At 60.1% G+C, this 20,503-nt stretch carries 17 protein-coding genes and 2 pseudogenes; 3 read left to right on the top strand and 16 right to left on the bottom strand.

What is annotated here, in order from left to right; translation table 11 throughout:
* Positions 1-160: 160 nt before the first annotated feature.
* A complete protein-coding gene (locus tag OW521_RS23730) occupies positions 161-1,603 on the top strand; it encodes a two-component system sensor histidine kinase NtrB (protein ID WP_326494045.1) in 1,443 nt (480 codons plus the stop codon).
* Between the two features lie 28 nt (positions 1,604-1,631).
* Here the strand turns inward: OW521_RS23730 and OW521_RS23725 are convergent, their stop codons facing one another.
* The 7 genes from OW521_RS23725 to OW521_RS23695 form a co-directional block, all read right to left on the bottom strand.
* On the bottom strand, positions 1,632-2,801 hold the full coding sequence (locus tag OW521_RS23725) for a Gfo/Idh/MocA family protein (RefSeq protein ID WP_268021896.1): 1,170 nt from the start codon (positions 2,799-2,801) through the stop codon (positions 1,632-1,634).
* Positions 2,798-3,703 carry an ABC transporter ATP-binding protein gene (locus tag OW521_RS23720; protein WP_268021895.1) on the bottom strand — a complete coding sequence of 302 codons (906 nt, stop codon included), beginning with the start codon at positions 3,701-3,703 and terminating at the stop codon, positions 2,798-2,800. The genes OW521_RS23725 and OW521_RS23720 overlap by 4 nt, the downstream gene beginning before the upstream one ends.
* 11 nt (positions 3,704-3,714) lie before the next feature.
* A complete protein-coding gene (locus OW521_RS23715) occupies positions 3,715-5,529 on the bottom strand; it encodes a dipeptide/oligopeptide/nickel ABC transporter permease/ATP-binding protein (RefSeq protein WP_268021894.1) in 1,815 nt (604 codons plus the stop codon).
* A complete protein-coding gene (locus tag OW521_RS23710) occupies positions 5,526-6,467 on the bottom strand; it encodes an ABC transporter permease (RefSeq protein WP_268021893.1) in 942 nt (313 codons plus the stop codon). Before OW521_RS23710 ends, OW521_RS23715 begins: the two co-directional genes overlap by 4 nt.
* Before the next feature lie 42 nt (positions 6,468-6,509).
* Positions 6,510-8,027, bottom strand: a complete 1,518-nt coding sequence (locus OW521_RS23705) for an ABC transporter substrate-binding protein (RefSeq protein ID WP_268021892.1) — start codon at positions 8,025-8,027, stop codon at positions 6,510-6,512.
* Between the two features lie 560 nt (positions 8,028-8,587).
* Complete coding sequence (locus tag OW521_RS23700; protein ID WP_268021891.1) at positions 8,588-9,496, bottom strand: sugar phosphate isomerase/epimerase family protein; 909 nt, start codon at positions 9,494-9,496, stop codon at positions 8,588-8,590.
* 40 nt (positions 9,497-9,536) lie between these two features.
* The gene (locus OW521_RS23695) at positions 9,537-10,631 is read right to left on the bottom strand and encodes a Gfo/Idh/MocA family protein (protein ID WP_268021890.1); all 1,095 of its coding nucleotides are present in this window, start codon (positions 10,629-10,631) and stop codon (positions 9,537-9,539) included.
* Between the two features lie 127 nt (positions 10,632-10,758).
* Between OW521_RS23695 and OW521_RS23690 the strand changes: the two genes are divergently transcribed.
* Positions 10,759-11,958 (top strand): ROK family protein, encoded by a 1,200-nt coding sequence (locus OW521_RS23690; protein ID WP_268021889.1) that lies wholly within the window; start codon positions 10,759-10,761, stop codon positions 11,956-11,958.
* Between the two features lie 136 nt (positions 11,959-12,094).
* Here OW521_RS23690 and OW521_RS23685 read toward each other — a convergent pair whose 3' ends face one another.
* Genes OW521_RS23685 through OW521_RS23675 form a run of 3 tightly spaced genes read right to left on the bottom strand, consistent with a single transcriptional unit; the run spans position 12,095 to position 15,136 of the window.
* Entirely contained in the window at positions 12,095-13,039 is a 945-nt protein-coding gene (locus OW521_RS23685) for a LacI family DNA-binding transcriptional regulator (protein WP_268021888.1), read from the bottom strand.
* Positions 13,040-13,084: 45 nt separating this feature from the next.
* The gene (locus OW521_RS23680; protein ID WP_268021887.1) at positions 13,085-14,173 is read right to left on the bottom strand and encodes a Gfo/Idh/MocA family protein; all 1,089 of its coding nucleotides are present in this window, start codon (positions 14,171-14,173) and stop codon (positions 13,085-13,087) included.
* Between the two features lie 60 nt (positions 14,174-14,233).
* Positions 14,234-15,136, bottom strand: coding sequence for a sugar phosphate isomerase/epimerase family protein (locus tag OW521_RS23675; RefSeq protein ID WP_268021886.1), 903 nt, complete (start codon positions 15,134-15,136; stop codon positions 14,234-14,236).
* A 308-nt stretch (positions 15,137-15,444) separates the two neighbouring features.
* On the opposite strand from OW521_RS23675, the gene OW521_RS23670 reads away from it, so the two are divergent.
* Positions 15,445-16,476: an ROK family protein gene (locus tag OW521_RS23670; protein ID WP_268021885.1), complete on the top strand. Its 1,032-nt coding sequence runs from the start codon at positions 15,445-15,447 to the stop codon at positions 16,474-16,476.
* A gap of 71 nt (positions 16,477-16,547) precedes the next feature.
* Here the strand turns inward: OW521_RS23670 and OW521_RS23665 are convergent, their stop codons facing one another.
* The 6 genes and pseudogenes from OW521_RS23665 to OW521_RS23650 form a co-directional block, all read right to left on the bottom strand.
* Positions 16,548-16,766: a hypothetical protein gene (locus OW521_RS23665; protein ID WP_268021884.1), complete on the bottom strand. Its 219-nt coding sequence runs from the start codon at positions 16,764-16,766 to the stop codon at positions 16,548-16,550.
* Positions 16,767-16,855: 89 nt separating this feature from the next.
* Positions 16,856-17,155, bottom strand: a complete 300-nt coding sequence (locus OW521_RS24510) for an ABC transporter ATP-binding protein (protein WP_442781198.1) — start codon at positions 17,153-17,155, stop codon at positions 16,856-16,858.
* A 57-nt stretch (positions 17,156-17,212) separates the two neighbouring features.
* A pseudogene (locus OW521_RS24505) lies at positions 17,213-17,272 on the bottom strand (hypothetical protein); the annotation flags it as partial.
* 140 nt (positions 17,273-17,412) lie between these two features.
* Positions 17,413-17,709: pseudogene (locus tag OW521_RS24500) on the bottom strand (ATP-binding cassette domain-containing protein); the annotation flags it as partial.
* 27 nt (positions 17,710-17,736) lie between these two features.
* Positions 17,737-19,536: a dipeptide/oligopeptide/nickel ABC transporter permease/ATP-binding protein gene (locus OW521_RS23655; RefSeq protein ID WP_268021883.1), complete on the bottom strand. Its 1,800-nt coding sequence runs from the start codon at positions 19,534-19,536 to the stop codon at positions 17,737-17,739.
* Positions 19,533-20,474 carry an ABC transporter permease gene (locus OW521_RS23650; RefSeq protein ID WP_268021882.1) on the bottom strand — a complete coding sequence of 314 codons (942 nt, stop codon included), beginning with the start codon at positions 20,472-20,474 and terminating at the stop codon, positions 19,533-19,535. Before OW521_RS23650 ends, OW521_RS23655 begins: the two co-directional genes overlap by 4 nt.
* Positions 20,475-20,503 lie beyond the last annotated feature (29 nt).

The raw sequence follows: 20,503 nt of genomic DNA, 5'->3' as shown, positions 1-20,503 counted from the left end.
GCGTCCGCGCGCTAAAATCGTGTGTGCCTATTTCCTTGCCAGGCGAACCCCAGGGCCGGACTGCCGAGCCTGAAGACGCGGGCCCTTCTCTGTCCGCGCAGCCGGGTTCGTCCCCGGGCCGGGCCCCGCCACCGAGGATTATGAACGCCTTGTCCAGTCGCTGAGTTACTGCATCCTGATCCATGACGCCGTCACCAAGGACATCCTCTGGGCCAACCGGGCTGCCTGCGACATGCTGGGCTTCACCTTGGAGGAATTGAAACCACTCAAGGCGCCGGACATGAGCAGCGCGGATTCCCGATTCCGCCGCTCGGTGGGTGTGCGATGGCTTCAGGATGCGGCCGACCACGGAATCAGCAGAACCGAGTGGATGTACCGGTCCAAGACGGGGCGGGAATTCCTGACGGAGGCCATTGCAGTCCGGGTCGAATTGACAGCCGGCGAGGCCATCATGGTTCAGTTCCGGGACATCGAAAAGGAAGAGTCCCTGAAATCGGACCTACAGAGGACAGAGGGGCGTTTGCAGGCATTCCTGCGGCGCATGGCTGAGGGTATCCTCGTGCTGGACCGGGATGGCCGGATCACTTTCGCCAGTGGAGCGGCAGCGGGCCAGCTGGGGCACGCAGTGGACGAACTGCTGGGGGAGAACTTCGTTGAGCTCTGCGCCGTCTCCTCCAGGCCTGCCCTGGAGAAGGCTCTGGCCAGGGATCCCGCTGACGGCTCCTCCTCGAGTCTGCGCGTCGAAGTTGCGCATCCCGACGGCGCCAACAAATGGTTCGGCGTCAGCTGCCAGTATCTAGCACTTGAAAAGGATCTCACTGGTGCCATGCTGCTGCTCCAGGACATCACGGAGCAGGTTGCTGCCGAAGAAGAGCATCGGCGGGACCTTGAGCACCTGAATTACCTGGGACGGTACAACGCGATGGGCGATATGGCCATGGCGATCGCCCACGAGCTCGGCCAACCACTTGCGGCAGCAACGAACTTCGTGGAGGGAGTATCCCGTCGAGTAAGGGATCCCGAGAGCAGCATCAATGATCTTATTTATGGGCTGGATAATGCCCGGCTGCAAATCGACCGGGCAAACCAGATTGTGAAGAGCCTGCGGGATTTCGTCGTGCAGCTGGAGCATTCCGAACAAGTGGTGGACCTGAATGAAATTGTCAGGGATTGCCTGTACTTCATTCGGCTGCGGGCCGATCAACACGAGACGGAATTGCAGCTGGTCATGAGCGAGAACCCGATCTGGATCCGCTGCGAGAAGGTCCTCACGGGGCAGGTGATCCTAAACCTTTGCCACAATGCCATCGACGAGATGTCTGGCTGGCCGCAGCGCGAGCGGCACGTCGTCATCACGACTTACGCTACCGAGAATGCCGGTGTTTTCCGGGTGGCTGATCGCGGCAAAGGCCTGTCCCACATCCCAGATGGCCGCATTTTCGACGGAGCTTTCACCTCGAAGTCCACGGGAAGCGGCATTGGCCTAGCTCTCAGCCACCGTATTATCACGCGCCAACACGGCCGAATCTACGCCGTTGAAAATGAGTCCAGGGGTGCCTCGTTCACGTTCGAATTGCCTTTGGCCGGAGACTCTAACGCATGAGGTGACGACCAGACGGCCGACTTTTGGCTTAGGAGCCCGCTACCTGGATGAGGGAGCTTTTGGCGGCAGAACTTTCCTCGATCGCGGCCAGGATGCGTTGGACGGACAGGCCGTCGTCGAATGACGGCGAGGGCTCGGTGCCGTTTCCAATCGCAATGAGAAAGTCGCGGATTTCGTGGGTAAAGGTGTGTTCCCAGCCGATGATGTGACCTTGCGGCCACCAGGCGTTCATATAGGGGTGTTCGGGTTCGGTGACGAGGATGCGGCTGAAGCCTTGTTCCCTGACCGGAATGGTGGAATCGAGGAAAGCGAGTTCGTTGAGCTTTTCCAGGTCGAAAAGCAAGGCGCCCTTGTCCCCATAGACTTCGAGCTTGAGGGAATTCTTCTGCCCGGTCGCCATGCGCGATGCTTCCACGGACGCGATTGCCCCGGACCCGAGAGTCAGGGTGGCCCAGGCGGCGTCGTCGACCGTGACGTGTTCCGGACCGTCTGCGCCCGGGCGGCTGGTTACGAAAGTGTGCAGTCGCCCGGACACTTCGGTGACGGAATCGCCGAGCAGGAACAGTACTTGATCGATAGCGTGGGAGGCTATGTCGCCCAGCGCACCGGATCCGGCGGTTTCCTTGCTGAGGCGCCAGGTCATGGGGGAGTCCGGGTCCGCGAGCCAGTCCTGCAGGTAGGCAGCGCGAACATGTCGGACGGTGCCGAGCCTGCCTTCGGCGATCAGCTCCTTTGCGAGGGCGAGGGCCGGGACGCGGCGGTAGTTGAAGCCGATCATGGAGTGCACGCCGCGTTCGCGGGCCGTGCGCGCGGCAGCGGCCATGGCTTCGGCTTCGGCCAGGGTGTTTGCAAGGGGTTTTTCGACGAGGACGTGCTTGCCGGCTTCGAGGGCGGCAATGGCGATTTCGGCGTGCATCCAGCCGGGCGTGCAGATGTCGACGATGTCGATGTCGTCCCGGGCGATCACTTCGCGCCAGTCTGTTGCAGTCTCGGCCCAGCCGTATTTTGCGGCGGCTTCGGCGACCTGCCGGGCGTCCCTGCCAACGAGTACTTTTTGTTCGAACGCCGGAACGTCGAAGAAGCTGGCCGCGTTTCGCCACGCATTCGAGTGTGCCTTTCCCATGAAGGCGTATCCGATCGCGGCTACCCGCAACGGGGAGGGCGACTGACGGTTGGATCCATGTTCTATGCCACTCATGAGGCGGGGCTTTCGAATGGACCCGCCAGGTGCAGCTTGGCACTGAACTTTTGGCGGGCAGCACGGCGGCTTGCTTGGCGGGCAGGGTCGGGAACGGGCGCGGCCAGCAGAAGCTTCTGCGTGTAGGCCTCTTTCGGCTCAGTGGTGACCTTGGCGGCGTCTCCGGTTTCGATGATTTCTCCCCTGTACATGACCGCAACACGATGGCTGATGTATCGCACCACCGAGAGGTCGTGGGTCACAAAGAGATACGAAACCCCCGTGCGCTCCTGGATTTCGATAAATAGGTCAAGGACACGTGACTGGTTCGAGAGGTCGAGTGCGCTGACAGGCTCGTCGCAGACGATCAGGCGCGGATCCCGGCACAGCGCGCGGGCGATGGCGATACGCTGACGTTGTCCGCCGGAGAATTCCCGGGGCAGCCGGTTTGATGCGTCCCGTGGAAGATGGACCTGTTCGAGCAGGTCTTTCACCCGCTGTTCGGCCTCAGCCCGCTTGGTGCCTGCGGTGAGCAAGGGCTCCGTAAGGATGTCAAGCACGGTCAGGGCTGGATTAAGCGACGTGTAAGGGTCTTGGAACACAACCTGGATTTCGTCGCTGAGGGTCCGCCGCTGCTTGCGGTTCATGGCCGAGATGACTTGGCCGTCGTAGCGGATGAGTCCAGTGGTAACCGGTGCAAGTCCGAGGACTGCCCGTCCGAGGGTGGTCTTTCCCGAGCCTGATTCGCCCACCAATCCCACGGTTTCGCCCGCCTGTATGTCCAGGGAGACCCCCTTGAGGGCCAGGAAATCGGGGCTGCGCCATTTTTTGGAAGGGTATTCGACTGTTACGTTCTCAATGCTCAGCAACGGACCGTCGGATCCATTGTGTGATTCTGCGGGGGCTTCAACAGAGGCGATCATGTGGCTTCCCATCAGGCGGTTTGTGCCTTTTTAGGCAACTTCGGCGTGCTCTTCAAAGGGGACCTCGGCTTGGCGTCCTCCAAAGTGGATGACAGCAGCATCCGGGTGTACGCATCCTGCGGGGCCGAGAAAAGGTCCTGGACGGAGGCAGTTTCAACGATTTTTCCGGTATGCATGACGGCCACGCGATCACAGATGTCGGCAACCACGCCGAAATCGTGGGTCACGAGGATGACGCCCATGTTGCGTTCCGCCTGCAGGGACCGGATCAGGTCGAGTATTTCGGCTTGGACCGTGACGTCCAAAGCGGTAGTCGGCTCGTCAGCGATCAACAGATCCGGATCACAGGAAATCGCGCCGGCGATGAGTACCCGCTGTGCCATGCCTCCTGATATTTGATGCGGATACGAGGAGTACACCCGGGCGGGGTCGTTGATGCCCACCCGTTCAAGGAGACCGAGCAGGAGTGCCTTTGCCTCCTTGTCTGAGACCTTCATGTGCTGGCGTACCGGCTCTGCCAATTGGGAACCAATGGTGAACGATGGGTCCAGGTTGGACATAGGTTCCTGTGGCACGTAAGCGATGCGCTTTCCACGAAGTCGATTCATGGCGCCACGCCCCAGCCCTTTCAGCTCCATGCCGTCAAACAGCAGCCGGCCAGCCGAGACCCTCGCCTCTGGAGGCAACAGGCCGAGAAGGGAAAAGGCTGTCTGGCTCTTGCCCGAACCGGATTCTCCCACCAGGCCCAGGACCTGACCGCGGCAGACGGTCAGTGATACCCCGTCCACCACGGTTCGCCTACCGCCGTCGACCGGGTAGTCCACCTTCAGATTGTCCACTGCGAGCAAGACATCGTCCGCAACTTCAGCGAAATTCCCCGACCCCGATCCTTCGCTCGACGATGCCCCATCACGGACGCGATCTGAGTGTCGTGTGGGCCGCCTCCTGGAGCCAGAGAGGTTGTCGCGCAGGGAGTTGGCCAGCAGGGCGAGCGAGGCCGTGGTCATGCAGATGATCAGTGCAGGCCATAGGAGCAACAGCGGCGCGGAGTAGATGTTGGCGAACGCGTCGTTCAACATTGCCCCCCAGCTGGCTTCGGTAGGCGAACCCAGGCCCAGGAAGGCGATGCCGGCCTGAATGCCGATGGAAACGCCGAAGATCTGGGCAGCCTGGATGATGGAAGGTGCTTGGACAACAGGAAGGATGTGCCGGCGCATGATCCGTGCATCAGACAGACCGGAAACTTTCGCCGCGTCAACGAACAGTTCCTCGCGCACTGATACTACGGATGCCCGAACCAGGCGGTAGACGGACGGTGAAACGATGAGTCCCAGGACCGCCATGGCGACATAGGTACTTTGGGAAACCGCGGCCATGACCACAAGGAGGATGATGATGGCCGGGACCGCCATGATGAAGTTGCTGGCCCACGCAAGGATGGCGTCGGCACGCCCGCGATAGTAGCCGCCAAAGAGACCGGCAGGTACGCCCACGGCAAACGCGACCAAAACCGCCACGCAAGCCGCGGCCAGACTGGTCTGGCCTCCGTACAGCAATCGAGCCACAACGTCGCGCCCCACGCCATCGGCACCGAGGGGGTGTTGCTGACTCATTGGCGCAAGGGTCTCGGCAAGCGATGACTTGATCGGGTCCTGGACCGTGAGGAAAGGAGCCAGAACGCTCGCAGCCGTCAGCAGTAACAAAACGACGATGCAGCAGATGGCAACGGGGTCCTGAAGCAGCCTGACAACTATGTGACGTCGCTTTGCTGTCTCCCCGCTCGCAGCAGCGGCGGCCACTGTGCCGTCAATGGGAGGGATGGTCATTCTGCACGCACCTTGGGGTTGAGCCAGCCGTAAGCCAGGTCAGCAATGAGATTTACAACGACAACGATCAGGACCATCACGATCACGACGCCCAGCACCACCGGCGCATCCCCCTGGACCGCCGCCGAAGTGGCGATGCTGCCGATGCCGCGAAGCCCGAAGACTTTTTCGACGATAACCGCTCCTCCGACCAGTCCAATGAATTGAAGGGAGAGCACGGTAACAGCCGGAGGTGCAGCGTTGCGGAGGACGTGCTTGAACACAACCCGCCGGTCGCTCAAGCCGCGGCTGCGAAGTGTGCGAACGTAGTCCAGTTTGAGAACGTCAAGCATGGAGCCGCGAAGTTGCAGGGTGGTCGCCGCGGTGGCCCCGAATGCCAGTGCAACCGACGGCAAAGTAATGGATCGCAGCCATTCAACCGCAGAGCGCTGGAACGGGACGAAACCTGTCGCCGGGAGCCAACCGAGGTTTACCGCGATCACCATGGCCAGAACGAGCGCCACGAGGAAGCCGGGGATCGAATCAGCCAGTACCGCCGAAGCCTGAACGGTCTTATCAAACCAGCCAGCACGGACAGCCGCCAGCGAGCCCAGGATGACACTGACCAAGGCTGACAGGACCAAAGCACCGAAAATGATCGACAGGGTTACCGGCAGGCCATTCAGCAGCGTGGTCGACACGGGCACATTGTTGAACCAGGACTTGCCTAGGTCGCCGCTGAAGGTCGTACCAAGCCAGTCAAAGTAGCGGACTCCGAGCGGTCGGTTGAGCCCTAGTTCCGCGGCCTTGGCCAAGGCCTGCTCCGGCGTCGCCGTTTCCCCCACAATGTTGCGAGCCACGTCAGATCCTGTGTAATTCAGCAAGATGTAGGTCGCGCTGGCGACGAGGATCACGAGCAGGATCCCTGCCAACAGGCGCCGAATCAGAAACACGGCCATCCCGTCCTCCTTCTAGTTACTGGTGGTCTAGTGCCGGGGTTGCTAGCTGGCCGGCTTGAAGTTGAACAGGGGCGGGGTCTGGTAGAACGGGTGCATAGTGACCTGGACGTTCTTCGAGGACGCGTAGACGTCCTTCACCACGTCCCAGGGTGCATCCCAAGCCTGCTGGACCAAGTACGTGTTCAGTTCCTTATACAGGGCGACCTGCGCAGATCCGGTGGAGGCACTGATCCGGGACAACAAGTCAGTTACATGCGTGTCTTCGTAGTGCAATGGGTTCCACGTGGCCTGCTTGGAAACGATGAGCTGGATGGCGATCCAGGGATCGACGCCACCTGTCTTGAAGTAGGACATGGCGTACTTGCCGGCAAGAATCGAGGGCATGAATTGATCGAACGGAATCTTATCCAGTTTGACCCTCACGCCGATGTTCCCCAACTGCTCAACCATGGCCGCCTGCATCTCCGGGAAGAGCGATGAAATGTCGGGCATGACAACGTCGAAACCGTTAGCGTATCCGGCCTCAGCCAGCAGCGCTTTGGCTTTCGCAGGGTCATATTTGTAAGTCTGATCCATTTCGGGCACAAAAGCTTCGCTGTCAGACGTGAAATGCTGGGTTGTTGGCGTCCCCAGGCCCTTCTTGGCGATTTTTACAATCGATGCGCTGTCGAACGCGTAGTTGAGAGCTTGACGCACACGGACATCGGCAAGAGCCGGTACGATTGCGCCCTTCTTGTCCCAGATGTAGAGTCCTTCAACGACCCCGGGAGTAACCGTGTCAACCTTGAGGCCTCCGGCCTTGACAGCGTCAACACGGTCCGGGGAAATGCCGGCGCCGTCAAGCTGACCAGACAGAAGCGCATTGGTCCGCGCCGTCGGGTCAGACATCGTCTTGATGTCCACTTTCGCGAATGGGTAGGAACTCTTATCCCAATAGTTCGGGTTCGCTACGAACCCGTACTCGGTGCCGGCAGTAGTGGCTGCCGGGTCGAGGGTGTAGGGTCCCGAACCCACGGGGACCTGGGGACTCGTGAGTGACTTCGGGCTGGCGATCATGCCGGGAACGTTGGCCAGGCTCCTCAGAAGCGACGGCGTCGGGGTGGACAACTTAACCAGGACAGTTGATGGATCGGTAACTTGAACGTCGGAAATTGCTTTGATCAGGGCTGCGGCTTCACTTTTGCCGGCTTTGGTGTGCAGCAGGTTGGCCTTGACCGCTTCCGCATCCAGCGGCGTTCCGTCGCTGAACTTCACGTCGGTCCGTAGTTTGAGCGTGAGTGTCGTCAGGGTTGCGTCGTATTGCCACGACGTGGCGAGGTTCGCGGTGGGTGCACCTTTGGAGTCCATGTGAAGCAGCGCATCGAAGACCGGTTCGTAGTACTGTTCGGCATTCCCCATGCCTGCTTCGGCGAGGTCCCAGGACTTCAGGGCCTGGGATACAGCGAGATTCAGCGTGCCACCGGCCTTGGCGCCACCTGATTCCGCGCCCCCGCTACCCCCGCAGGCTGACATCGCCAGCGCCAGCGACACGGCGCCGGCAAGTATGAGCTTTCGTTTCATGGTCTTACTCCTTGAAGGAACTGGAATTTCAACTGCAAGTTAGTGCTTGCTTTGGCGTTTGGAAGATCCGGGATTGTTGGCCTCCGCGTGGCCAGGGGGCTTGCCTGGTGAACACGGAAAACCGTTCCTGCGCTCGGGTTGGCACGCCTGCGACCTTTCCGTAGTCCTCGCTGTGGGCCCCGTCACTGCATTGTTTAAGCATCATTTAGCGTTCACCTGTTCGCAAGATGCCGAAATTAGTTTTCTAATCGGCGTAATTGATGCAAAGGTCGGCGTTGCCTATCGTCGGGTCCGGCGGTGAGAGACGCCTCGGATTCGCACGCCAATCCGGCCATGACCATGCTGTACCGGGCACAAATCGATCCGGCCCAAGCCAAGACGGAGCGGATCCTTATTCGAGGAGTCAAAACGTGTGTCCTCCTATGGTTACTGAGTTCGAGATGCTTGCCTAAGCGCGCGTGACGTGGTGCAGCTTGCTAGAGGCCGGGGACAGAATCGGCCGGCCGCTCAAAAGATGAGCAGCCGGCCGAGGACTTCCCGCCTCCGTAGTCGATGGCAATTCAGCGCGAAGCATTCTCCAGCCCGAAGTGGCTGGTAAACCAGCGGCCGCACAGATCAACACTGTCTTCAGGGGCTTCCGTGGTTCCGCGGTCCACTTCGACGACCACCCAGCCTGTGAAGTCATCACCAGCGGCGGCCAGGATTCCAGGGATATCGGCGTCGCCGGCTCCGGGCTCGGTCCAGATTCCAGCACGGACCGTGGATCGGTAATCAATATCTTCGGTGCGGCTCCTGAGTGCTACATCCAATCGGTAGTCCTTGATGTGGATTCCTGCGACTCGAGTGCGGTATTCGGCGATGATCAGGGCTGGATCGATGCCAGTCCAAGCAAAGTGTCCGGCGTCGGGACCGAATTTCAGGATCTTCTCGTCCACCGTGTCCAGAACGAAGCGGGCGTCGTCTGCGGTTTCCACCCAGGTTCCGATGTGTGGGTGCAGGGCAGCGACTGCGCCTTCGGCGGTGATGATCTCAGCGGCCTCGGCGAGGTAGTCCCGGACCTGCTCCAGTCGTGTTGGGTTGTGGTCGTGACCGACGGCAGGATGCGCCACTCGCGGCGCGTCACGTTGCATGCCCATTGCCAGGAAGAGCAGCTCATTGCCAAGCTCGACGTTGTTGGCGGCAAGCACCTTGGCGCGTTCGAGGTATTGCGCCCTGTCGGCAGATTGTTCTTCCCAGGGCATCCCGATATATCCCGGACCCGGGCGAATACCAGCGGATTCAAGGGCGTGAGCATATTCGGCCACGCTGGAGCCGGACGGAACCTCAGACTGGATAGCGGTGAATCCCGCGGCAGCAATCCTGGCTAGGCGATCGGGGAGCGCGGGGGCAAGCCCGGGGTTGATCCATCCGTCGTCCGTGGCGACCCACTGGAGCGGATTGATGGCGAACTGGCTGGGGGAGATAGGCAAATGAAAACTCTTTTCGATGATGTGAGGCCGAAGCCTGGGTTCAGGAATTGAACAGCGGTGCCGGACGCTCTGTCCGGCTCTCAAGGAAGATGGTCTGCTTGGCGGCTGCTGCCTCGTCGATCGCTAGCATGGCGTCCAGGACGTGGAAAGCGAAGCTTGAGCTGGCCCGGTGCGGTCCGCCGGACAATGCGCCAGCAAGGTCATTCACGCCGAGTCCACGGCGGTGCTGCTCTGGCGTGCCGACGGCTCCGAACAGGGGTGTCACAGGCTTAAGCACCTGCCACTCGCCGTGCTCGCGCCGCTTGAGCCGCACATCGCCGTCGAAGGTATTCGGGTCGTTGAGGCTCAGTGTTCCTTCGGTTCCGTATATCTCGATCCTGGGCAGAGTTGTGTCCCAGACATCGAAGCTCATGAGAACCGTCCCGATGGCGCCGGAGGCGAATGAGAAGACAGCGGATGCGTGTGTATTGACGGTGACCGGGATTTCGTCCACCGTCCGGTCGGGTGCCGTGACAATTCTCGTTTCGGACCCGATGCGTGCGTCGGCGCTCACTCGGCGGATCGGACCGAGGCAGTTCACGAGGGCTGCGATGTAGTACGGTCCCATGTCCATGACCGGTCCGCCTCCCTGCTGGAAGAGGAAGCCGGGGCTGGGGTGCCAGGTTTCTGCTCGAGAAGAGCGGACGAATGCGCTTGCCCCGATTGGCGTGCCGATGTAGCCGGAGTCTATGGCGTGCCGGGCGGTTTGTCCTGCGCTGCCCAGGAACGTGTCCGGTGCGGAACCGAGAATGCCGGGGTTCTCCCGTTCAGCCTTCAGCATGAGCAGCCCATCCTCCCGGGTCGTCGCCAGAGGCTTCTCCACGTAGACGCTCTTCCCGGCTTCCAGCGCCTGGATGACAGTCCGGGCGTGCAGATTCGGTGGTGTCAGGTTGATGACGATGTCGATGCTGTCGTCGGCAAGGAGCGCATCTGCGCTGCCGGAACGCGGCACGGCGAATTCTGCGGCAAGCGAGGCGGCCCGCACATGGTCGATGTCTGCGATGTAGTTGACCTTTAGTTCGGGGTACTTTTGCAGGCCTTGCATATAGCGCGCGGAGATATTGCCGGCGCCCACGATGCCGATGTTACGAGTCATTGATGTTCCTTTGGATGGGTTGAAAAGCCGCTATCCGCAGGCTATCCGCGGAGATCTTTGTGCCACAAGATGCCGATTTAAGTCCGATCATCAGACTAAATGAGATGATCTGGGTCATAATGAGTGCATGAGCGAGTTATCAAACGACCGATCGCCAGCCAATACGATCCTGCGTTTGGTTGCTGCAGGTAAAGTGACGAGCCGGGCCCAGGCGGCGCGAGTGACCGGGATGGCGCGCTCGACGATTGGCCTACACGTGGATCAAATGCTCCGCGATGAGGTCCTCGCCGAGTTGGAGGAGTCCCAAGGGGCACGGGGACGTCCGGCGAGAGAATTGACGGTCGGCAGGGGCGCCGGATATGTCGTGGATGTGATCTTTGATCGTACGAATACTTGCGTAGCCATATCCGATGCGAGCGCCGCTGTTGTGGACTCACGCACTATCGATATCCTGTTGAATCCGGACCCAAAGGCTGTGATTGGGAGAGTTCTCGATGCTGCAGCCGATCTCCTGTCCGGCCATGATCTCGTACTCTCCGACGTCCGTCAGGTCATAGCCAGTGTCCCGGCACCCGTGGACTTCCACGAGGGAGTCACGGCACACCGATCCATCATGGCCGGCTGGGAGGGCATTCAGATCGCGAAAATCCTGAGTGAGCACTTCGGTGCTCCGGCACTCATGGATAACGATGCAAACCTTATGGCCCTGGGGGCAGCGACAACAGTGCATCGCGACGAGCTGCCATTGCTGCACTTGCAGCTTTCGACCGGGATCGGTGCCGGGCTTATTACGGCGGACGCAAAAATCCACCGTGGTGCAGACGGTTCCGCAGGCGACATTGGCCATTTGCGCATTGATAGCCGAGCTGATGCGCGATGCCAGTGCGGCAAGGTCGGTTGCATCGGCGCCTACGCGAGTCTTCATGCCGTCATGTCCCAGCTTGGTATCGAAACAGACAGTGATACAGATCCGCGGGCCGGACGAAAGGCGCTGACCCAGCTGGTTCGAAAGGCAGATCCGGCCGCATTGGCTGCGTTACGGGATGCGGCAGGTCACTTGGGCCAGCTGACGGCGATTTTGGTTGACATGTTTAATCCGAGGACGATTATCCTGGGTGGCGGAATGATTGAGCTCAGCGATGATGTGCTCTCAACAATCAGGGGCGTGGTCTATCAGGAGGCGATGTCCATCGCCACTCGCCGCTTGGTGATTAGCCCGTCGCGTCTCGGAAATAAGGCGGCTTTGGTCGGTGCTGCGAGGCTTGGTGCGGATGAGCTACTCGACATGTCGCCCCAAGTCGGGCAGGCCAGGTATTTTGCTGAGTAGGTACGATCCTCTTCCGGGATCCATTTTTTCTGCCGCAGCGGCGGAGCGAAGCCTGGCAGCCAAGAGCGGGCAGTCGCCATATGAGTCAGGGCAGCGTCGTCATTGAAAGACCCAGGTTACAAACAGACCCGGCGTGTCATCCGTGGCAATCATCCGGTCTGAAGGCACCCGTCGAGCCTCGTACAGTCAGGTGGGTGGGAATCAAGGATCGCTGGCGCTTGGCTGCGCCTGACACTGGGTTGAGCTGGTCGAGCAGCATCGACGCGGCCACTCGTCCGACTAGTTCGATAGGAGTCGTCATGGTCGTCAGCGGGGGGTTGCAGAAGTCCGCCCCGAACACATCATCGCAACCGACGATGCTCAGGTCTTCCGGCACCCGGAGACCGCGTTGGCGGAGCCGTTGGATCATTCCGATGGCGATCAGATCGTTGAAGGTTATGCAGGCGGTCACTCCGCTGTGGACGGCGGAGTCCGCCGCGGCCGCGCCCGACTGCATGTTCGGAGCGAACGGCCCGAGTCCGAAAACCTCCAACCCGTGGTCCTTCGCCGCAACCGATAGTGCGGTCCACCTCCTCATGCTGGACTGGGACATTGGCGGGCCTCCCACGTATGCGACGCTGGTATGACCCAGCGAGATCAGATGATCTAGTGCACGGTTGGTCGCCGCCGCTGTATCGATAATGACAGCAGGAACCCCGCGAACGTCGCGATTGACGGTGACCATGGGCATCTTTGCCGCGTTTTCACGCAGGACATCATCACTCAGGTTGGAGGCCGCAACGATGATTCCGTCGACCGTTTTGCCCAGCTGCTTCATCGCGCCGGATTCAACTTCATCGGATTCCTCTGTGTCCACCAACAATTGGGTATAGCCGGCTGCCTTGAGCTGGAGATGGGTTCCCCTAATGAGGTCGAAATAGAAGGGGTTCGTGATGTCTGGAACCAACACCGCCGCGACACCGGTCCGTCCCGCGCTCAACGCTCTGGCCAGGCTGTTGGTAGGCGCTTGGATGCGCGTGCGGGTGCGGAGGTCAGCCCGGTCCGGCCTGGAGAGGTCCCAGGACACACTCGATGCCGCCACTTCAGACAGTGGACCGATGTCGTGGCCACCGTCGATCGTGCCCAGTCAGGTCAAACGCACAGGCAACCCGGTCTGCGCAGACTCGTAGGCTCCGAGTATGACGCTTAGCGATTGCCGGTTTTCAGCGAGACCAACCCGAAGTTCCTCATCACCACGGATTGACGCGAGGAAATTGCTGTACTGATAGCGGTGAGCGTCAGAGAGTTGTCCCGGGTTGGCGCCGGCGGTGGGTATTGAACCGTTGGAGACCTTATGGCGGTCAATTTGGTTGGCGGAGTCTGAGACACCAAATGGCTTCTCCGCCCGAGGATGTCCAACCGGAGTGGTGTGGATGAATGTCAGCTGGTCATTGTCGATGATGGCAGAGCCTCTTTCGCCGTGCACCTGAAGGCGGGCACTCAGACCTGGATAAGCCGCCGTCGTTCCGTGCAGGACTCCTAGAGCGCCGCTTTCGAATTTGACGACACCGACGGCGACGTCTTCGACCTCAATGCGGTCGTGCGCGAGGCAAGCAGTGTAGGCAAAGACTTCCACTGGCTTACCCATTGCAGCTACTAAAAGATCGACAGTGTGGACGCCCTGGTTCATGAGGGCCCCGCCGCCGTCCAGGGCCCAAGTGCCACGCCAGTCACCCGAGTCGTAATAGTTCTGTCCGCGCCACCAGTTGATCGCTGCGACCCCCGACGTCAGGCGTCCAAGTCCGCCCTCACTGATCGCCTCCATCAGGATCTCCGCGGCCGGATCGAAGCGGTGCTGGGAGATGACGGTGACTTGCCTGCCAGACCTTCGCTGCGCTGCGATTATCTCGTCTGTAGCTGCCAGGCTGATCTCGGCCGGCTTTTCAATCACGACATGCTTGCCGGAGTTCAGGGCCTCGATTCCCACCTCTGCGTGAGCCCCTGTGGGTGTGCAGACGGCAACAGCATCAAAGTCACAGTTAGCGAGCGCCTCTGAGAGCGAAGTAAATGCGAGTGCATCATGGGCGAAAGCGATTTTTTCCGCTTTTGGCAGTTCCAGGTCGACGACTGCGACGAGTTCGATCTCGGAGGAGAGCTCCTTCATGACCTTCTGGTGATGGTTTCCTATGACGCCGGCCCCCACCAGGGCGAAGCGTAATTTTGTTGGGCTTTTCATGGGTAACTCCGCTACAGGATGGGATGTTTGGCCAATAGTCAAGACGTATGAGAATGCGCCCTAGACGGGAAGAGGGTCCGTAAATCTGCTGGCGAGCCACTCTCCGCACCTTCGGATGCTCTCGTCCGGAGCGACCGTTCCCCGGTCAACTTCAACTACGACCCAACCGTCAAAGCCCGGACCGGCGGCATCCAGGACCTCATCGATGTTTGCATCGCCATCGCCTGGTTCGGTCCAGAAGCCAGCAAGCACTGTGGAGCGGTAGTCGATGTCGTCGGTTCGACTGCGCGCCGACACGGCATCAAAGTAGTCCTTGATGTGAATACCGGCCACCCTTGGGGCATACTCAGCAATTAATTCCGCCGGGTTGATTCCGGTCCATGCAAGGTGCCCGGCGTCGGGACCAAATTTCAGGATGCTCTCATCAACCGTGTCGAGAACAAATCGAGCTTCGTCCGCCGTCTCAATCCACGTCCCGACATGTGGGTGGAGGGCGGGAACGGCTCCTTCAGACACCATGATCTGCGCAGCCTCAGCAAGATAGTCCCTGACCGACTCAAGTCTGTCTGAATTCTGTCCGAATCCGACTCCTGGATGGAGTACCCTGCCCGCATTCTTGTCCATGCCCATGGCGAGGAAAACCAGCGGGACCCCCAGAACGGCATTTGTGGCGGCGACCGTGCGCGCCCGCTCCAAAAAGGGGGCTCTGGAGGATTCGTCCTCGAACCAGGGCATCGGAACGTAGCCGGGACCCGGACGGATCCCGTACTCGCCGAGCCGAGATCGATAGGTCTGCGCCGTCATTCCGATCGGAACTTCAGACTTTATGGCAGTGAAGCCCGCAGATGCGACTACAGGGAGCCTGTGTTCCAAGGGCGGTTTCAGCGATTGGTCAACCCACCCGTCCGGGGTCGCGAGCCACTGGATTGGATTCAGCGCAAACTGGCTGGGTGCAATCGACATTTGAGCACTCTTCTCGTGAATTGAATTCGGGGACAGGAGGCTGACTTCTAAAGAGCGATGGTTATGGTCAGAACGTCCTGAATTAGATGCTATTCCCCAGATGTTTTGGGGGATAGATGGCGTTTTAAATTCGATGGCTGAACTTAAGGTGTTTCGTGTGTCAAGATTAATGAATGAAATCTGAGCCTATGGAGCTGGTTCCTCAGGTCATCTTGCGGATGGTCGCCTCGGGGGTGGCCACGAGCCGGGCCAACATCTCACGTCAAACCGGTATGGCACGGTCCACAATCGGACATCACGTCGATCACATGATCGAAAAGGGTCTGCTGTCAGAGGAAACCGCCTACGATGGTCAGCGGGGACGCCCTTCGCTTGGTCTTCGGCTGGGCCGAAGTGCCGGATTCACGATTGCCCTTGATTTTGAGCGCTCCTTCACCCATCTGGCATTGTCCGATGCGACGGCAGCATTGCTGGATACAGCGGAAATCCGGGTTTCGCTGTCGTCACCGCCGACCGATGTGCTAGATCTCGTACTCGGTTGTGCCAAGGACCTGCTTGAGCGAAGCGGCCTGACGAATGAGGATGTGCACCAAGTTGTCGCAAGCATCCCGGCGCCGGTTGACTTTGTCAACGGCGTCACGGCCCACCGATACATCATGCCCGGATGGGAGGGCTTCGAGCTTCGCCGGGCCCTGAGCGCCTATTTCGATGCGCCCGCATTGGTGGATAACAACGCCAACATGATGGCGCTGGGCGCTTCCACTCAAGGCGGATCAGAACAGCTGCCCTTGCTTCATCTACATTTGTCCATGGGTATCGGAGCCGGACTGATCACCGCTGACGGAAAGATCCATCGTGGTGCAGACGGTTCCGCTGGCGACATCGGTCACCTAAAGGCGGGCGGAAACCGGGACCTCGTCTGTATTTGCGGTAAAACAGGGTGTGTGGGAGCAGTTGCCAGCCTGCGTGCAGTATTCGCTCAACTGCGCCTTCAGGACCGGGATAGCGACGAGGTAAATGACGAACACCGCCTGCGCGGTTTGATAAAGTCCGGTGACCCCGCGGCTACTGCTGCCGTGCGTGATGCGGTGACACGGCTGGGAGAGCTGACAGCAGAACTAGTCGACATGTTCAACCCCCGCACAATCATTCTGGGCGGAGAAATGGTCCGGCTGACTGACGAAGTCCTGGCGGGGATTAGAAGTGTTGTATATCGTGATGCGCTTCCCATTGCCACAAGAAACCTCAGTATTTCTATGGAACCCATGGGCAAGCAGTTGGCGCTCCTTGGCGCGGTAAAAGTGGGTTCGCTGGCGCTGCTTTCCCAAGGCGGAGCGTGACATCCTGCGGGCCGGTCAGCCGGGAGACTAGCGCTCACACATCCAGAAACGTGTTGCTTCTCTGTCTTAGCTCACCAGTTTTGGCGTTCGCGGGTGAGGCCGAAAGGCACGGAATCGCTGAGGGCGACGGTGAAGGAATCTCGTCCGTCGCGGCTGACGAGGATGCCTCGGCGTCGTTCGAGCATTGCCCGCGCCCGGGTGATTGTCACGGCTTCGTCGAGTTGGCGGTCCATGTTGGCGCGGTCGGTGACGGTGACGGTCAGTGTCATCTCCGGGAAGATAGTTTTCATGCGTTTCCATTCTAGCTAGCGCAGGGCTATGGCTTCCCTGTCGGTACTTGTAACCCCGTCTTCGACCTGAGGTGACCGGCGCGCACCATCTAGCCCGGGATGGCCATGTTCAGTCGCTGTGCCCGCCGTTCGCCCTGTCGGACCGGATCAGGTACCGGCGCCGAGAGCAGTAGCCGCTGAGTGTACGGATGCGCCGGCGTACTTGTCACCAACGCAGCGTCCCCTGCTTCCACGATGGTTCCCTTATGCATGACGGCCACCCGGTGGCTGATGTGTCGGACGACCGACAGATCGTGTGTGACAAACAGGTAGGCGACGCCGGTGCGCTCTTGAATCTCAATGAACAGGTCTAGGATTTTCGCCTGTGTTGACAAATCCAGGGCACTCACGGGCTCGTCACAAACGATGAGCTTCGGATCCCGGGAGAGTGCACGGGCGATGGCAACACGTTGACGTTGGCCACCCGAGAATTCGCGGGGGAGCCGTTGGGCTGAGCCGACCGGCAGCTGTACCTCATCCAGGAGGAAATTGACCCGACGAAGAGCATCACTTCGTGTAGCCCCCCGACCATCAACGGTTCTGTGAGAATATTCTCAATGGTCATGAAAGGGTTAAGCGAGGTATAGGGGTCTTGAAATACCACCTGTATGTCGTTGCTGAGCCTCCGCCTCTCACGTGGGGCGATTTTGGAGATGACTCGGCCCTCGAAGCTGATTTCGCCTTGGCTAACGGGGGCTAGTCCTAAGACCGCCCGGCCCATGGTCGTCTTGCCGGAACCTGATTCACCGACCAGTCCAACGGTTTCGCCGGCATCAACGGCCAGGCTGATCCCATGCAGCGCCCGGAAGGGCGGTTTTCTCCAGCCTTTGGACGGATACTCGACCGCGAGGTCGTTGATTTTCAGGAGTGGCGTCAATTCCGTCGTTATGTCCTGGCCGCCCATGGTTTCTCTTTTCATTCGAATCAGCATTTACGGACTGACCAAGCGGGCTTTTGTTGACAAGGGGGTGCGCGCAGGCTGGCCTTCCAGTGTGGACGCCAGGAGCATCTGGGTGTAAGGATCCCTCGGCCGGGCGAATAGCTCAGTTGACTTGTTCGCCTCCACGATTCGGCCCTGGTACATCACCGCAACGCGGTCGCAGATGTCAGCAACGACGCCGAAGTCGTGGGTGACCAGGAGCATGCCCATGCCCCTCTCGCACTGAAGCGACCTCATCAGGTCAAGGATCTCGGCCTGGACCGTGACGTCGAGCGCCGTTGTCGGTTCATCTGCAATGAGGAGGTCCGGATCGCAGGACACGGCTCCTGCGATCAGCACACGTTGTGCCATGCCACCGGAAATCTGATGCGGGTAGCAATCGAAGACACGATCCGGTTCAGCTATTCCTACGCGAGCGAGGAGAGCCAGGGCGCGGGTCTTGGCTTCGCTGGCTGAGACAGCAAGGTGCTGTCGGATCGGCTCAACAAGTTGGCTCCCGATCTTGAACGACGGGTCCAGGTTGGACATCGGCTCCTGCGGAATGTAAGCGATGCGGGCCCCCCGCAAGTCATTCAGCTCAGACGGAGCCAAGCGCAGCAGGTCTGTGCCGTCGAAGGTCAAACCATCTGCGGAAATCTGAGCTTCCTGCGGTAGGAGGCCAAGAATGGAAAACGCAGTCTGGCTCTTTCCGGAGCCCGACTCACCGACCAATCCCAGAACTTCCCCGCGCCGAACTGTGAGTGACACCGAAGAAACGACGACCGCCTCACCGGACGATGTCGGGTAGGTTACCCGGAGATTTTCTATGCTCAGGAGCGTATCTTCACGGCAGGGCGTCGACGTGTCGGCCCTGGCACGGGCCGAAGTAGGTGTTCTTCGCTTTGATGCTGCGTTGCCACGTACTACGTCCTTATCGCCGCCGAGGATGTCGCGAAGACGATTGGCGATCAGGTTCAGCGCCGCGACGGTCAACGCGATAGCCACCCCAGGCCAAACCAACAGCACGGGTGCAATGTAGATGTTCGGAAAAGCGTCGTTGAGCATGGCACCCCAACTGGCCTCAGACGTGGAACCCAGTCCCAAAAAGGCTAGACCTGCCTGGATACTGACAGAAACGCTGAAGGTCCCCACGGCCTGGATCAGCGTGGGCCCGAAAACAGTGGGAAGGATGTGACAGCGGATGATCCGTGCGTTCCGCAACCCGGACACTTTGGCGGCATCGACGTACAATTCTTCCCGTACCGAGGTGGCACAGGACCGGACCAGCCAGAAGACTCCCGGGGAAAGAATGAGGCCAAGCACCGTCATCGCCACGTAAATGCTTTGAGACACGACTGCCATGACGACGAGCAGGACGATGATCGCCGGGACGGCCATCACCACACCGGTGAACCAGCCTGCGACCGTATCGAACCAACCGCGGAAGTATCCGGCGCACAACCCCGCGGGAATGCCGATCAGGAGGGCGACTGTGACAGCAATGAGCCCTCCAAGCAGGGTCAGACGTCCTCCGTACAGTAACCGGGCGAGGACGTCGCGGCCGACGCCGTCGCCGCCGAGCGGATGGCCCGAACTCGCAGGGGCAAGGGCGTTATCCAGAAACGCGCGGTTCGGATCCTCACCTGTCAGAAACGGCGCCAAGATGCTGGCGGCAACCACAATAAATAGAAACGCCAGGCAGACCACGCTTACAGGATCCCGAAGGAGCCGACGCAGCGCGCCGGCATGCTTGGTCGACGGACGGGGCGTTGTGCCGAGACTAAGGGCGCTCTGCGCGGAAGGGGAGGTCATTTGATTCGCACTTTCGGGTTGACCCAGCCTTGGGCGAGGTCCATGAACAGATTGATGACAACGACGATGATGACCATCACGACAACGACACCGAGAACAACAGGCAGGTCGCCTTGGCTTGCAGCGGAGTTTGCAAGAGAGCCTATGCCTGCCAAGCCAAATACCTTTTCGATGATCACGGCGCCGCCGACCAGACTTATGAACTGAAGCGAAAGCACAGTCAGCGCCGCGGGAGCAGCGTTGCGGAGGGCATGTTTGTAGATGAGCCGGCGGCCCTTAAGGCCGCGGCTTCGCAGCGTCCTTACATAGTCAAGACCGAGAATCTGGATGAGGGAGCCACGAACCTGCTGAGTCGTTGCTGCCGTGGCGCCAAAGGCTAGAGCGAGCGACGGAAGGATGATCGACCGCACCCAGCCCACCGGAGACTCGGAAAACGGGACGAATCCAGTGGCCGGCAGGATGCGGAGCTGGATGGCGAACGCCATGACAAGGGCCAAGGCGACCAGAAAACCCGGAAAAGCTGCCGAGATGACTGATCCAGTTTGGACCCATCGGTCAAGGGCACCGCGCCGAGTTGCCGCCAGCGAACCAATAGCCAGGCTCATCAGGGCGGAGACCCCCAAGCCCACGACGACAACTGACAGTGTTACCGGCATGGTGTTGGCAATCGACGTTCCAACGTTGTTGCCCGTAAACCAGGACCGGCCAAAGTCACCCGTGATCGCGTGTGAAAGCCATTCGCCGTAACGTTCGGGGAAGGACCTGTCGAGTCCCAGCTCGGCGATCTTTGCGGTCTCCTGAGCCGCTGAGGCTGTTGGTCCGACGATGTTACGAGCCACGGACGTGTCTGTGATGCTAAGCAGCGCAAAGGTGATCGTGGCGACGACCCAAATCAGGAGCACACCCGCGACCGTTCGCCGCAGAATGAACTTGAACAATGGTTTCTCCTTAGAGTCTCACGGGCACC

Origin of the sequence: Arthrobacter sp. MMS18-M83 (assembly GCF_026683955.1) — a bacterium.
Lineage (GTDB): Bacteria > Actinomycetota > Actinomycetes > Actinomycetales > Micrococcaceae > Arthrobacter.
This window is presented reverse-complemented; position numbering and strand designations above follow the sequence as displayed.

What these genes read in the sequence shown, in the direction of transcription:
- OW521_RS23725 (WP_268021896.1), bottom strand. Translation starts at nt 2,801, where the DNA reads ATGAGTGGCATAGAACATGGATCCAACCGTCAGTCGCCCTCCCCGTTG.
- OW521_RS23720 (WP_268021895.1), bottom strand. Translation starts at nt 3,703, where the DNA reads ATGATCGCCTCTGTTGAAGCCCCCGCAGAATCACACAATGGATCCGAC.
- OW521_RS23715 (WP_268021894.1), bottom strand. Translation starts at nt 5,529, where the DNA reads ATGACCATCCCTCCCATTGACGGCACAGTGGCCGCCGCTGCTGCGAGC.
- OW521_RS23710 (WP_268021893.1), bottom strand. Translation starts at nt 6,467, where the DNA reads ATGGCCGTGTTTCTGATTCGGCGCCTGTTGGCAGGGATCCTGCTCGTG.
- OW521_RS23705 (WP_268021892.1), bottom strand. Translation starts at nt 8,027, where the DNA reads ATGAAACGAAAGCTCATACTTGCCGGCGCCGTGTCGCTGGCGCTGGCG.
- OW521_RS23695 (WP_268021890.1), bottom strand. Translation starts at nt 10,631, where the DNA reads ATGACTCGTAACATCGGCATCGTGGGCGCCGGCAATATCTCCGCGCGC.
- OW521_RS23690 (WP_268021889.1), top strand. Translation starts at nt 10,759, where the DNA reads ATGAGCGAGTTATCAAACGACCGATCGCCAGCCAATACGATCCTGCGT.
- OW521_RS23680 (WP_268021887.1), bottom strand. Translation starts at nt 14,173, where the DNA reads ATGAAAAGCCCAACAAAATTACGCTTCGCCCTGGTGGGGGCCGGCGTC.
- OW521_RS23675 (WP_268021886.1), bottom strand. Translation starts at nt 15,136, where the DNA reads ATGTCGATTGCACCCAGCCAGTTTGCGCTGAATCCAATCCAGTGGCTC.
- OW521_RS23670 (WP_268021885.1), top strand. Translation starts at nt 15,445, where the DNA reads ATGATCGAAAAGGGTCTGCTGTCAGAGGAAACCGCCTACGATGGTCAG.
- OW521_RS23665 (WP_268021884.1), bottom strand. Translation starts at nt 16,766, where the DNA reads ATGAAAACTATCTTCCCGGAGATGACACTGACCGTCACCGTCACCGAC.
- OW521_RS23655 (WP_268021883.1), bottom strand. Translation starts at nt 19,536, where the DNA reads ATGACCTCCCCTTCCGCGCAGAGCGCCCTTAGTCTCGGCACAACGCCC.